We start from the raw sequence: 12621 nt of genomic DNA on the forward strand, positions 1-12621 counted from the left end.
ATGTATCGACTAGTATTTATATCGATCTGCACAGGAGAAACGAAATGGCACAAATGGGCCGCCCGCGTAACTTCGACCGTGACCAGGCCGTGGAACAGGCCATGCATCTGTTCTGGCAGCACGGCTACGACGCCACTTCCCTCGCCCAGCTCAAGGCCGGCCTGGGTGGCGGCATCTCCGCGCCGAGTTTTTATGCGGCGTTCGGCTCCAAAGAGGCGCTGTTCGATGAGTGCGTGCAACGCTACCTGACCACCTACGCCCAGGTCACCGAATGCCTGTGGGACGAAACCCTACCGCCACGCCAAGCCCTCGAAACGGCGCTGCGCCAATCGGCGCGCATGCAGTGTGACAACGCCCACCCCAAGGGCTGCATGGTCACGCTGGGGGTGATGAGTGCGCCGAGCCCGGAAAATGCTCGGGTCACCGACGCATTGACCCACTCACGCGCACGGACTCGGGCAGGGATTGTGGCGTGCGTGGCGCGAGGTGTGAGTGCCGGGCAGTTGCCGGACACAATCAATGTGACGGCAATGGCGACGGTGTATGACAGCTTTCTGCAGGGTGTTTCCATTCTGGCGCGTGACAATGCGTCGTTTGAAACCCTCAATGCAGCGATCAGCCAACTCCTGCTGACATGGGACATCGCCGCGTCTACGGCGCCGCCCACACGTCCCGATACGCCAGCAAAAAATCCACAAACGCCCGCACCCGGTGCGGCACATAGCGCCCGTGGGGGTACAGCAACGTAAACGGTCGCGTGCGCCCGCCAAACGGCTTCAACACCTCCAGGAGCGTGCCGTCAGCCAGTTCGTGTTCGACGATGAACTTGTAGGTCTGAAACAGCCCCGCGCCATGCTTGGCCAAGGTCACGCCGCCCAGCACGTCATGAGAAACGCTGTAACCCGCCTCCCCGGCAAACGCCTGTTCCTGGCCTTGCACCTGGAACAACCAGGGAATGCGTCGGCCATTGCTGGGCAATTCAAACTGAATGCACTCGTGCGACGGCAGATCCTCCAACGTCTGCGGCGTGCCGGCGCGCTGCAGGTAGGCCGGCGCTGCCACCACCACCAATTCAGCGTCTTCCAGCAGCCGTGCGATCAGCGATGAATCGGGCTGGGCGCGCACGCGAATGGCTAGGTCATAGCCTTCGGCAACGAAGTCGATATTGCGGTTGCTGATATGGATGTCCACGGTCACTTGCGGGTACAGCGCGCGAAACGCGGGCAGCAACGGCAACAGCCGATGATGGGCGTAAGTGGTCGGCACGCTGATGCGCAACTGGCCGGACGGCACCGACTGCGCACCCATGACTTCCTGCTGCGCCTCCACCAATTGCGTCAGCGCCTGGCGGCATTGCCCGAAGAATGTACGGCCGCTGTCGGTCAGGCGAATGCTGCGCGTGGTGCGCACAAACAACTGCGTACCCAGGCGTTCTTCCAGACGCGAAATGCTGCGGCTCACAGCGGCCGGGGTGACCCCGGCAATCTGTGCGGCAGCGGTGAAGCTATTGGCTTCGGCGGCCAGGCAAAACAGCTCGATGCTGCCCAGCTGCACATCTTCGAAATGGCGTTTCATGATCAATGACACCCGGTACCAGCTAGAACGGTTACCGAGCTGTTTATCAGGCTGCGCCGCATAAATACAGCTGCCACACCTGCTGCGTGTAGGTGATCAGCACCCGCACCTCGTCCGCATCGCGGCTGAAAGAAGACCGATAGGTCGCATCACGCACGCGCAGCGCGAGGCTTTTGACCGCGCCACGCGGGTTAAGAAGGCTACGACGCTGTGATTCGTGTCTGCCCGACTTTGCCATCGCCACGCACGTGCCGCCAACACGCGGGTGCAAATCCTCAAAGACTGTTCACGCGCCTCTGTTCCCCGAGCAAGCATTAACGCCTGGCTCAACGGCTGAGGCGCACGCGCTCGCAGACCACCTCCCAGGCTTCAGGATTGAGCAAGTGCGGCGGCCGTTTGCCGCGCAGGATCGCGGCAATTTGCGCCGCCGAAGAGCGTGCCACATTGCGCCGCCCGCCGTGGGTGACGCCCGCCGTGTGAAAGGTCGCAACCACATTGGGCAAGCTCATCAGCGGTGCGTTCTGCGCAGGCGGCTCGCACGCCCACACGTCGAGCCCGGCGCCGCTGAGGTGGCCTTTTTGCAAGGCTTCGTACAACGCCGTTTCATCATGAATGCCGCCGCGGGCGGTGGACAAGAACACCGCGCCGGGCTTCATCGCCGCGAACTCGTGCGCGCCCATCAGGTGCCGAGTGCTGGCGTCCAACGGGCAGTGCAACGACACGAAATCACTGCGCCTCAGCAGTTCCGGCAAGGTCACGGGTGTGGCGCCGTGAGCGAGTATCTGTTGGTTGCTCAGATGCGGGTCGTAGGCCAAAACATCCAGGCCAAAACCTTGGGCAATCCGCGCCACACGCCGACCGATTTCCCCCAGGCCGACCAGTCCCATCGTTCGCCCATGAATCTCTTCGCCCATCAGGTCTTCACGGCTGTCGAGCGATACCCAGACGCTTCCCACACGACGCTAAGCAACAAAAATAGCCAGGCTCACTGCCACCTCTATATAGTAACGCTTCGCATTTGGCGGTTTACCCAAGGAACGCGCGCCCTCGCCCAGACGGCGCGCGTCATCGTTTAGAAGGATCTTTATGCAAAGCGTTACGCTCTTCCCGGCGCGCCTGTTCGGTGCAGCGGTGGTGGTCGTCTGCGGGCTATTCAGCGCACAGGCAAATGCCGATTACACCGACCGTTCCCTGACCGTCGAAAAAATAGCCAGGCCTACGTAGTCAATGCCGACGGCAGTTTTGTGCTCGACTTCGAGCTGGTCTCGCGCATCAATGAGGAACGCGCGATCAAGCCCAACGCGCAACGCTCGGTGAGCTTCAACCGCTCGCTGGAAACCGTGGACATCGTGGAGGCCTACACCCAGAAAGCCGACGGACGCAAAGTGCCGGTGGCTGCCGACCAGATCAAGGAACAGCAGGAGCAGGCCTCAGCCGAAGCGCCGATGTTCCAGGACTCACGCGTCAAAGTGGTGATCTTCCCTGACGTAGCCGTCGGTGACCGCATGGTCTTGCGCTACCAGCGCCATCGCACCACCGCGATGTTCCCCGGACAGTTTGAAGACCTCTACGCGCCGGACTTCTACGAGAACCAACAGATCCACTTCACCTACGACATGCCAGCCGACATGCCCTTGTTCGCTGACGTAAGGGGTTTCAATGCCGCCGAGCCCACCACCGCCAACGGGCGAAAAATCTATCGCTGGGACCTGCAACCCACGGAGAAAAACCGCGTTGAAGTCGGCTCCGTCGCCTACACCGATTACGGGCAACGCCTCGCCGTGTCGACCTTCACTGATTACAAACAGTTTGCCCAGGCGTATGCCGGGCGCAGGTTGAGGTGACGCCCGCCATTACCCAACTGGCCAGGGAACTCACCGCCAACCTGGACTCCCCGCGCAGCAAAGCACTGGTGCTGAGTGACTGGGTGCGCAAGAACATTCGCTACGTCGCGGTTTACGTCGGCAATGGCGGCGTGGTGCCGCACGCGGCGCAGGCGGTGCTGGATAACCGTTATGGCGACTGCAAGGACCATGTTGCCTTGCTCGAAGCGCTGCTCAAGGCGGTGGCCATCGAAAGCTCGCCCGCGCTGATCAACCTCGGCGACGCCTACCTACTGCCGAAGGTGCCGACCCTGGGTTTGCTTAACCATGCGATCACTTACGTCCCGACCCTCGACCTTTATCTGGACTCCACCGCCACCCCCATCGCCGCCGGCTACTTGATGATTCCGGAACTGGGTAAACCCGTGTTACTGACCCAGAGCGGCGAACTGGCGCGTACACCTTCACACCAATTGGGCAAGGTGGACGGCACGCTGCACTTCAAGATCGACCCGAGCGGCGCGGCGGACTTCACCAACGGCACCACGGTGGAAGGCTGGGCCACGGAACTCAATCGTTTCCTGTTCAAATCCATCATGCCTGCCGACCGTGATCAACTGACCCAGAAAGTCCTCAGCATGTATGGGCAAACCGGCAGCGGCAAGATCGAAACCGACCCCTTGGAAGGCAATGCCGCCACCTTCACGTCCACGGTCAAAGGGCGTACCGAGAACCTGGTCAACCTGCCCGGCCCCACGGGCGTACCGACGCTCAGCAGCCTCGCGGGCGGCATCGGCCAGAACGTGTTCAGCCTCATGGCGGAACAAGACCGCACGCAGGCCTTCATCTGTACCTCTGGCACGATTGAAGAAAAAGCGCGCTTCGACTTCCCCAAACAATTGAATATCCTCGCGGTGCCCAAGGCTGTAACGCTCGACACCGCTGGATTCAACTACCAGACCACTTACGTCAAGGAAGGCAACAGCGTACTCATCACCCGCAGCTATGCGTTCAGCCACCCCGACGCGCTGTGCAGCCCGCAGGAGTTTGTCGCCATGAAACCGGCGATTGAAGGCATGGTCAACGACCTGAAAAGCCAGATTATCGTGCAGACGTTGTAACCCTGCCTTGCCGAACCTCGCGTGATGGGCTGTTGCACCGCCGCGCGAGGATCACAACCGTTGCCTCTAGAACTTCGCCTGCACTCCCACCCGCAGCGTACGCCCCGGCGCCGGCATGAAACTCTGCGCCAGTGGATCCAGGTAGTAGCGATCGGTCAGGTTTTGCAGCGACACGTTGAGGCTGGCGTCTTCCTGCAACTTGTAGTTAAGGAACAGATCGACCAAGGCCACTTCGCGGTAATTCAATTGCGGCGTGGTGGCGCCGGTCTGCCAGGGTTTGTCGGCGGTGACGGTGGGGCCTGAGGTGTAGGTGATGCGCGTACCGAGCGTAAGGCTCTGGTCGAAGAAGCGCAGGCCAGTGGTGAGGTTGCCTGCGAACCGTGGCGGGTTCTGGGTGTTGGTATAAGAACCCATGAAGCTGCCCGGCGTGCAGTTCGGCGTATTACTGGTTTTCTGGTAGCTGTCACTGGTAGCGCGCAGTGTGGCCGCGAACGCCGCATCGCAGGTTTCGGTCTTCAGGTAGTAGGTGGACGACAGGTCGGCAAATACACGCCCGGCATCGTAGCGGGTTTGCCATTCCAGGCCGCTGGTCTTGTAGCTGTCGGTGTTGCTGAAGCGCATCAAGCCCCACAAGCCCGGGCTTGGGTCGTAGTAGCGGGTGATGTAGTGTTTGATGGTGTTGTTGAAATAGGCCAGCTTGATCGCCGCCGAGTCGTCATCGAACAACAACCCCTTTTGCAGCGTGCTCGCGCCGACCTCCCAGTTACTTGAACGCTCAGGCTTCAGGCCCTTGCCGGGCATGGTCTGCAACACGCCCTGGCTGGTTTCAAACAGCGAAGGCATACGAAAGCCCTGGGTGTAGGAGGCATAGACGAAGGTGTCTGGCAGCACTTCGATATTGATGCCCACGGCCGGAGCGAAAGCGCCTCCGCTGTTGCTCGCCTTGCCCGAATACTCATAGCCGGTAACCACGCTGCCGACCTGGGACGGATAGACCGTCGAATCGACCGCGCCAAAGTCGTTGTAGCGAACGCCCTCAAAGGGGTAGTTGGTGTTCTGGAAGACAATCCCATTGGTCAGCCGCGGATCGGTGGCGTCGGTGTACTGGCCGTTCTGATCCGGGAACCACATCATGTTGCCGGAGTCGCCGCCGTTGTAGACCCGCAGGTAGCGCAAGTTACGCTCCTCCTCGCGCGCCGTGGCATTGGCGATGTGGTCTTTGCTGCGATAGTGGGTGTAACGCCCGCCGCCCCATAACGTGAGGCGGTCCACCGGTTTGTACTCCAGCTTGCCATTGAAGCTGAACTCTTGCCGCGAGCCTTCGCGCAGCATGCGGTTGGCGTTGATATCGTCCTGGTTGGTGACCACGCCTTTTTGCGGGCGCAGCTCTTCGAGCTGGAACGAGCCGCCCAGGTCCAGTTTCAAGTCGCCGTAGTCGGTCGCCCAGTTCGAGGTGTTGGCCAGGCCGCCGCCAATACGCTGGTTAGCCTGACGACTCCAGGCGCGGTCCGAGCGATACGCCTGGGACGCCGGCGCGCGTACCGAGGTGAGCTGGCTGGTTTGCGCATCGGTGAGCCACAGGTCGGCAGTCAGGTCCACCAACGGGTTACCCGCAGGCAAGTAGTTGTAACGCGCGGTGTAGGTGTCGATTGTGGTGTGGCCCAAGGGGTACTGATAGATGCCGCCGGTGCCGAAGCGGAAGATATCCGAAGGCATGATCTCGCCGATGCGCCCGTCATAGCGGCGGTAACCCAGGTCGAAAGTATGGCCGTCCGCCGGACGCAGGGTGGTCTTGAGCAGCAAGGATTCGGTCCTCGACGAGGAGTTCAGCACTTCTTCGCCAGCGTTGTAGGTGGTTGCCACGCTGGTTTCTTCATCGCCCCAACGGTCGTAGGTGCGGTAGCGGTCCTGGCCCTTTTTGCCGGCGAAATAATTGCCCTGGTTGCGCTTGGCATAGGCCGCCACGACGTCGAAAAAGTCATGGGTATAGGCAAATGCCACGCTGCCGGCCTGCGCCTCTGAGCCGAGCAGCCCACCGCGACTCTGGTGCGGTTCCGAGTACAGGTCTTCGGTCTTGGAATGCGGGTCTCGGGAGGCTGGAGCGACGCCGTTGTTCCACAGGTCGCCCTTGAGGCGCAGGCCGAGGGTCTGGCCGTCCTTGAGGATGTCGTCGACCGTGAGGGTGCGCATTTTCACCGTGCCGCCGATGGCACTGGAGGTCAGGCTGGGGCCCTTGTCGATCGTGATGTCGCTGATCATGTCCGGGTCGATGTAACTGCGCTGCTGGGTACCGGCATAACCGCGATAGACATCCAGCGCCTGCTGCGACCCATCCACCGTGACCGCCACCCGGCTCTGGCCCTGGATGCCGCGGATATTCACATCCAGCCCGCCACCATTGCGGCTGTCGCCGACCTGCACGCCCGGCTGGCCCTTGAGCACGTCGCCCACAGAGACCACGCCAAAGCGCTGCATGTCTTCGCCGGAGATGTACACCGATGAGCGCGGCGCGCGGTAGACGTCTTCCTCGTCGAAATTTTCGCCCGTGACCTTTTGCGTCGGCAGCAGGACTGCACCTTGATGCGCACGCAAGACATAGCCGCCGTCGGCCTGGCGCTGATAGCCCAGGCCAGTGCCTGAGAGCAGTTGGGTCAAGCCCGACTCAATGTTGTACTCCCCCTGCAGCCCGTGGCTGGTCTTGTCGGCCGTAAGCAGCGCACTGCCCGCCATGCTGATGCCCGCCTCGGCACCAAAGCGCGACAGCACTTGATCCAGCGGGCCGGCGCTAATTCGGTAAGGGCGTTCGCCGGCGGCAAAAACCAGCTCACCGTAGAGCGGCTGTAAACTCAAAAACAGCAAGCTGAATGTATGGGTACGCAAGACACGAGCGGGGGAAATCATGCAAGGCTCCTAGGGGTTGAAACCCACCTGTGCCGGTGGGTAATACCTAAAGGCCAAGCCAGATCGAAAAAACTATCGCGCCGCGAAAAAAAAATTCACGCAGGCACCACCGTCACCCAGTAACGCGTTCTTCGCTCGATACGCACCGGCAACGTGTTGGCGACCAACGCGAGCGCTGCATCGGTATCGTCCAGCTGGAAACTGCCAGTGATGCGCAGGGCGGCCACCGCCTCGCTGCAACGCAGTAAGCCTGGGCGATAGCGCGACAGCTCAGCCAACAGGTGGTCCAGGCGCATGCGCTCGGCAGGCAGGATGCCGCGCATCCAGGCCTGGGCCAGCACCCGATCAATGGGGCTCGGGCGCCCTGCCCCACGCTCGTCCACCTGCATCTGCCAGCCTGCCTGCAACGGCACCGGCGTCGGCTGATGCCGCGTGCTCACTTGCGCCAGCCCGCGCAACACCGTCACCTGGGTGCCTTGGCGATCATGACGCACCAGCAGGTGGGCGCCATGGCTGTAGAGCACCGCGTTGGGGGTCAGCAGTTCCAGCGACGCAGACCCGGCCGGGGTATCCAGGGCCAGTTCGCCCTCGACCAGCTCCACGCTGCGTTGCCCTGCGCCCAAGTCCAGGTTTACCGCACTGGCGGTGTTTAGCCACAGCGAATAGCCATCCGCCAGGGCCCAGTGCCGCCGCTCCCCCACACGCGTGCGATAGCTCGCCAATGCCGAACGCACCAAGGTGGAATCCGCCGTTTGCCAGGAGATCCCACCCAGCAGCCCCAACGCCAGCAAACACTTGAGCACCTGGCGACGACGTTGCGGGTCAGCCCCGGCCGCCTGCAACGCCCGGCGCGCCGTGGCATCGGCTAATAGATCGGCGCCCGGCTGAAGCATCAACGGCAAGCTGCTTACCCGCTGCCACGCATGCTCATGCTCGGCACTCGCCTCACGCCACTGCCGCAGCGCTTGATGATCACCGGCGCTCATCAACCCGGACTGGATCCGCACCAGCCAATCGATTGCACGGTCGCGCACGCGCGGGTCAACTGCAGCGCCCCTCATTCAAAGCGACTCGCGTAGCACACACTGAATGCTTTGCCCATGGCCCGCTGCACCTGGGCCACCGTCAGGCTCAACTGCGCAGCGATTTGCGGATAGGTCAGGCCATCGAGCTGGGACAAAAAGAAAATCTGCCGAACCCGCGCCGACAACCCGACCAGCAGCGAATCCAACTGCAACAAGGTCTCGATCATCAGGTGGCGCTCCTCCGGCGAAGGCTCCTCAGCCAGCGGCCGCGCCGCCAGTGCTTCCAAGTACGCCCGCTCGATCGCTTGGCGACGCCAGCGATTGATCAGCAAGCCATTGGCGATGGTGGCCAAAAACGCCATGGGTTGGCGCAACTCGCGCACATCCTCCTTGGAGCGCAACACGCGGATAAACGTGTCGTGTGCCAGGTCTTCGGCATCGGCACTGTGCCCCAGCCGCCGATGCAACCAACCCCGAAGCCAGCCATGGTGATTCGCATACAGCTTGGCGACCGGCGAGGCGATGCTGTCGTCGTGCATGTCAGATCCGCATTAAATGATAATGCTTCTCATCTTATGGCTTTGGGGAGGGCGTTGTATAGGGGTTGGGGTGGCTGCCATTAGTCAAATCCAAGGCAAAAAAAAGCCTGCATCTCTGCAGGCTTTTCTCTATCTGGCTCCACGACCTGGACTCGAACCAGGGACCCAATGATTAACAGTCATTTGCTCTACCAACTGAGCTATCGCGGAATGCGCCGTATGTTACTGATTAAAAAGAAGAAGTCAAGCACTGAGGCATATTTTCCAGAATTACTTCGGTCAACCGCTGTGAACGTCTATACCGGGCTGGCCATTTCCTTGGCCAGGTCCAGCCAGGCGCGGGCGGCGGGCGGCAGGTGCGCACTGGCGCGCCACGCCAGGGCGATGTGCCAATCAGTGTGCGCCTCGTCCAGGGCAATCAAGGCGATGCCGGGTTGTTGATGCTTGTGCGCAAGCATGCGCGGCAGGAAAGCGACGCCTAGCCCCGCCGCCACCAGGTCGACGATAAAGTCGATCTGGCCGCTGCGGGCCGTCACCCTCGGCGTCACGCCTTTGCGTTCACAGGCGGCAAGGATCTTGGCATTCAGGGCAAAACCCGCTTCGAACAGGATAAACGGCGAATCCGCCAAGTCGTTGAAATCAATGCGTGTGCGTTGGGCGAGTGGATGGCTCATGGGCAGCACGGCCATCAAGGGTTCGTTGCGCACTGACTGATAGTCGAAATCTTCATCCATGGGCAACAGCAGCGCCGCTAGATCGACCTCCCCGGCTTCCAGGCATTCACGCAATTTCTTGCTGCCATACTCGGTAAGCTCGATATCGATATCCGGGTGCAGCCTGCGGTAAGCGGCGAACATCGCGGCAAACAACACGCCGCAGCCCACGGGCGGCAAGCCAATGCGCAATACGCCGCGCTTGAGCCCGCGCAGGTCGTTGATCTCGGCCACCAAATCGTTGCGTTCAGCGAGCAACACCAGCGCGCGGCGGTAGGCAATTTCGCCAGCGGCGGTCAGTTCGTTCCTGTGGCCCAGGCGATTGAGCAACGGCGTACCCAATTCATCTTCCAGCGTCTTGACCGCCTTGCTCACGGTGGACTGTGTCAGGGACACCACTTGGGCCGCCTGGGAGAAACCGCCCTGGCGCACCACTTCGACAAAGGCGCGCAGCGTTCTGAGGTTCATCGGTATTCCTTTAGCGACTGGCTACTAGCGATAAAAGTTGTTTTTATCATGCCAGATATTTCCTTATGCTGAACCCACCTTGCCTTGTGGAGACACTGTTGATGATCATCTCGTCCGCTTCCGATTACCGCGCCGCCGCCAAGCGCAAGCTGCCGCGCTTTCTGTTCGACTACATCGACGGCGGCGCCTACGCCGAGCACACGATGCGCGCCAACAGTTCGGACCTGGCCGAGATTAGCCTGCGCCAGCGTATCCTGCGCAACGTCGACAACCTGAGCCTCAAGACCCACCTGTTCGGCCAGGAACTGGCCATGCCCGTGATTCTGAGCCCGGTGGGGCTTACCGGCATGTACGCGCGGCGTGGTGAGGTGCAAGCGGCAAAGGCAGCGGCGAACCAGGGCATTCCGTTTTGCCTGTCGACGGTGTCGGTGTGCTCGATTGAAGAAGTGGCATCGCAGAGCCCGCAGTCGATCTGGTTCCAGCTCTATGTGCTCAAGGACCGTGGATTTATGCGCAATGCGCTGGAGCGCGCGCAGGCTGCCGGGGTCACCACACTGGTATTCACCGTGGACATGCCGACGCCTGGCGCGCGTTACCGCGATGCCCACTCCGGCATGTCCGGGCCGTTCGCGGCGTCGCGACGCATGCTGCAGGCGGTCACCAAACCGCAATGGGCCTTTGACGTAGGCCTGATGGGCCGCCCGCACGATCTGGGCAACATCTCAAAATACCTCGGCAAGCCGACTCATCTGGAAGATTACATCGGCTGGCTGGCCAACAACTTCGACCCGTCGATCAGCTGGAAGGACCTGGAGTGGATCCGTGAATTCTGGAAAGGCCCGATGATCATCAAAGGCATTCTCGACCCACAGGACGCCAAGGATGCGGTGAGTTTCGGCGCCGACGGTATCGTGGTCTCCAACCACGGCGGCCGTCAGCTTGATGGCGTGCTCTCTACCGCCAGAGCCTTGCCGCCGATTGCCGATGGGGTTGGCGATGACCTGACGGTACTGGTCGACTCGGGCATCCGTTCCGGGCTGGATGTGGTGCGCATGCTCGCACTGGGTGCCAAGGCCTGCCTGCTGGGACGCGCGACGGCCTATGCGCTGGCTGCCGATGGCCAGCACGGCGTTGAAAACCTGCTGGACATCTTCGCCAAGGAAATGCGCGTGGCCATGACACTGACCGGCGTGACGTCGATTGATCAGATTGACAGCACTACGCTGGTTCAATCAGCCAAATAACTGACGTCAGTACCCAACGACTGTTTGTACTCTGTAAAACGGTCGTTGATTTATAAGGAGTTTTATTAAGTTAAACGAAATGGCATGAATCTCGCTCTAATCCCTTTCAAGCAGGTTAAGCGATGACAAGACGTGCGGCAGTACCCAGGGGTTATAACCCCTGGTAAAGCGGTTTAAACTGTTACCAATGTTTTACGGAACTGAAGGAACAGTAAGACGCTTGGCACTCGCCACTCTCACGCAGCCTGTAAGACAGTTAAGTGCTTAGAGGCAGATAGCTTATGAAAACACCGACCCAGACTCACGCAATTGACTTCGACAGTGCCAAATTGCAACGCCTGGGCTTTGGTCAGCCGTCTCTCCTGCCACCCCGTCGACCAGCGTCGTTCGCCCAACTTCGTCAGCAATTGAGCCAACAATTGCAAGTCAGCCTGGAGCCCCAGCGGATCCTTGGGCTGTTCTTTCGCGAGATTCAGCGCCTGGTTCCTTTGGATGCGTTGCAGTATCGCCACGAAGCCAGCGACCTGCGCCTGGAATTTGGCCATCGCGGCCACCACTCGGTGAGCTATGCCTTGAGCCATGAAGGTGAGCACTTGGGCGAGCTGATATTTCGACGCAATCAACGCCTGCTGGAAGACGAACTGGTCCAGCTTGAAGCGCTGCTGGCGACGTTGCTTTATCCGATGCGCAACGCCCTGCTCTACCGCGCCGCCACTCGCAGCGCTCTGCGTGACCCGTTGACCGAAACCGGTAATCGCGTCGCCATGGACCAGACCCTGCAACGCGAGATCGACATGGCCCGGCGGCACATGAACCCGTTGTCTCTACTGATGCTGGATATCGATCACTTCAAGAAGATCAACGACACTCACGGCCACGCAACCGGCGACACCGTACTGCGCGCTGTGGCCGGGGCGATCAAAAGCCAGCTGCGCAATGTCGACATGGTGTTTCGATTTGGCGGGGAAGAGTTTTTGATCCTGCTCTCCAACACCGGCCGGGACGCGGCAGGTATGGTCGGCGAGCGCCTGCGCAAGGCGGCACAAGCTCAGGACTATTGGGCGGATACCACACGGGTGGAGCTGACCGTGAGCCTGGGGTGCTCGACGCTGTTGGGCGCAGAGTCTGCCGAAAGCCTGTTGCGCCGTGCCGACAACGCTTTGTACGTGGCCAAGCGCGAAGGCCGCAACCGCCTGGCAATGGCGGGGTAAA

At 61.0% G+C, this 12621-nt stretch carries 10 protein-coding genes, 1 tRNA gene and 1 pseudogene; 4 read left to right on the top strand and 8 right to left on the bottom strand.

The window, feature by feature from the left end; genetic code table 11:
• The first annotated feature begins 44 nt into the window (after positions 1 to 44).
• Positions 45 to 749 (top strand): TetR/AcrR family transcriptional regulator, encoded by a 705-nt coding sequence (locus AACW30_RS10820; RefSeq protein WP_200624997.1) that lies wholly within the window; start codon positions 45 to 47, stop codon positions 747 to 749.
• On the opposite strand, the gene AACW30_RS10825 is transcribed toward AACW30_RS10820, so the two are convergent.
• The 3 genes from AACW30_RS10825 to AACW30_RS10835 form a co-directional block, all read right to left on the bottom strand.
• Complete coding sequence (locus AACW30_RS10825) at positions 652 to 1575, bottom strand: LysR family transcriptional regulator (RefSeq protein ID WP_200624998.1); 924 nt, start codon at positions 1573 to 1575, stop codon at positions 652 to 654. The two genes, AACW30_RS10820 and AACW30_RS10825, sit on opposite strands and share 98 nt — an antisense overlap.
• A 46-nt stretch (positions 1576 to 1621) precedes the next feature.
• A complete protein-coding gene (locus AACW30_RS10830; RefSeq protein ID WP_200624999.1) occupies positions 1622 to 1813 on the bottom strand; it encodes a hypothetical protein in 192 nt (63 codons plus the stop codon).
• 88 nt (positions 1814 to 1901) lie between these two features.
• Positions 1902 to 2531 carry an NAD(P)-dependent oxidoreductase gene (locus AACW30_RS10835; RefSeq protein ID WP_325167580.1) on the bottom strand — a complete coding sequence of 210 codons (630 nt, stop codon included), beginning with the start codon at positions 2529 to 2531 and terminating at the stop codon, positions 1902 to 1904.
• Between the two features lie 130 nt (positions 2532 to 2661).
• Here AACW30_RS10835 and AACW30_RS10840 point away from each other — a divergent pair.
• Positions 2662 to 4519, top strand: a pseudogene (locus AACW30_RS10840) (DUF3857 domain-containing transglutaminase family protein).
• Positions 4520 to 4585: 66 nt separating this feature from the next.
• Here AACW30_RS10840 and AACW30_RS10845 read toward each other — a convergent pair.
• From AACW30_RS10845 to AACW30_RS10865, 5 genes are all read right to left on the bottom strand, one after another.
• On the bottom strand, positions 4586 to 7420 hold the full coding sequence (locus AACW30_RS10845; protein WP_200625000.1) for a TonB-dependent receptor: 2835 nt from the start codon (positions 7418 to 7420) through the stop codon (positions 4586 to 4588).
• Between the two features lie 95 nt (positions 7421 to 7515).
• The gene (locus AACW30_RS10850; RefSeq protein WP_200625001.1) at positions 7516 to 8481 is read right to left on the bottom strand and encodes a FecR domain-containing protein; all 966 of its coding nucleotides are present in this window, start codon (positions 8479 to 8481) and stop codon (positions 7516 to 7518) included.
• Positions 8478 to 8984 carry a sigma-70 family RNA polymerase sigma factor gene (locus AACW30_RS10855; RefSeq protein WP_200625002.1) on the bottom strand — a complete coding sequence of 169 codons (507 nt, stop codon included), beginning with the start codon at positions 8982 to 8984 and terminating at the stop codon, positions 8478 to 8480. The genes AACW30_RS10850 and AACW30_RS10855 overlap by 4 nt, the downstream gene beginning before the upstream one ends.
• Positions 8985 to 9118: 134 nt before the next feature.
• A tRNA-Asn gene (locus AACW30_RS10860) sits at positions 9119 to 9194 on the bottom strand.
• A gap of 86 nt (positions 9195 to 9280) precedes the next feature.
• Positions 9281 to 10165 carry a LysR family transcriptional regulator gene (locus AACW30_RS10865; protein ID WP_200625003.1) on the bottom strand — a complete coding sequence of 295 codons (885 nt, stop codon included), beginning with the start codon at positions 10163 to 10165 and terminating at the stop codon, positions 9281 to 9283.
• Positions 10166 to 10266: 101 nt separating this feature from the next.
• Here AACW30_RS10865 and lldD point away from each other — a divergent pair, with 101 nt between their 5' ends.
• Together lldD and AACW30_RS10875 are read left to right on the top strand one after the other, a co-directional pair.
• Positions 10267 to 11409 carry an FMN-dependent L-lactate dehydrogenase LldD gene (gene lldD / locus AACW30_RS10870; RefSeq protein ID WP_106576563.1) on the top strand — a complete coding sequence of 381 codons (1143 nt, stop codon included), beginning with the start codon at positions 10267 to 10269 and terminating at the stop codon, positions 11407 to 11409.
• Between the two features lie 281 nt (positions 11410 to 11690).
• A complete protein-coding gene (locus tag AACW30_RS10875; RefSeq protein ID WP_200625004.1) occupies positions 11691 to 12620 on the top strand; it encodes a GGDEF domain-containing protein in 930 nt (309 codons plus the stop codon).
• Position 12621: the final 1 nt, after the last annotated feature.

The sequence above is a fragment of the Pseudomonas sp. MF6747 genome (assembly GCF_963890955.1).
GTDB lineage: Bacteria > Pseudomonadota > Gammaproteobacteria > Pseudomonadales > Pseudomonadaceae > Aquipseudomonas.

Coding starts and splice junctions, on each gene's coding strand:
- AACW30_RS10855 (WP_200625002.1), bottom strand. CDS start 8,984: ATGCACGACGACAGCATCGCCTCGCCGGTCGCCAAGCTGTATGCGAAT.
- AACW30_RS10865 (WP_200625003.1), bottom strand. CDS start 10,165: ATGAACCTCAGAACGCTGCGCGCCTTTGTCGAAGTGGTGCGCCAGGGC.
- lldD (WP_106576563.1), top strand. CDS start 10,267: ATGATCATCTCGTCCGCTTCCGATTACCGCGCCGCCGCCAAGCGCAAG.
- AACW30_RS10845 (WP_200625000.1), bottom strand. CDS start 7,420: ATGATTTCCCCCGCTCGTGTCTTGCGTACCCATACATTCAGCTTGCTG.
- AACW30_RS10820 (WP_200624997.1), top strand. CDS start 45: ATGGCACAAATGGGCCGCCCGCGTAACTTCGACCGTGACCAGGCCGTG.
- AACW30_RS10850 (WP_200625001.1), bottom strand. CDS start 8,481: ATGAGGGGCGCTGCAGTTGACCCGCGCGTGCGCGACCGTGCAATCGAT.
- AACW30_RS10825 (WP_200624998.1), bottom strand. CDS start 1,575: ATGAAACGCCATTTCGAAGATGTGCAGCTGGGCAGCATCGAGCTGTTT.
- AACW30_RS10875 (WP_200625004.1), top strand. CDS start 11,691: ATGAAAACACCGACCCAGACTCACGCAATTGACTTCGACAGTGCCAAA.
- AACW30_RS10830 (WP_200624999.1), bottom strand. CDS start 1,813: ATGGCAAAGTCGGGCAGACACGAATCACAGCGTCGTAGCCTTCTTAAC.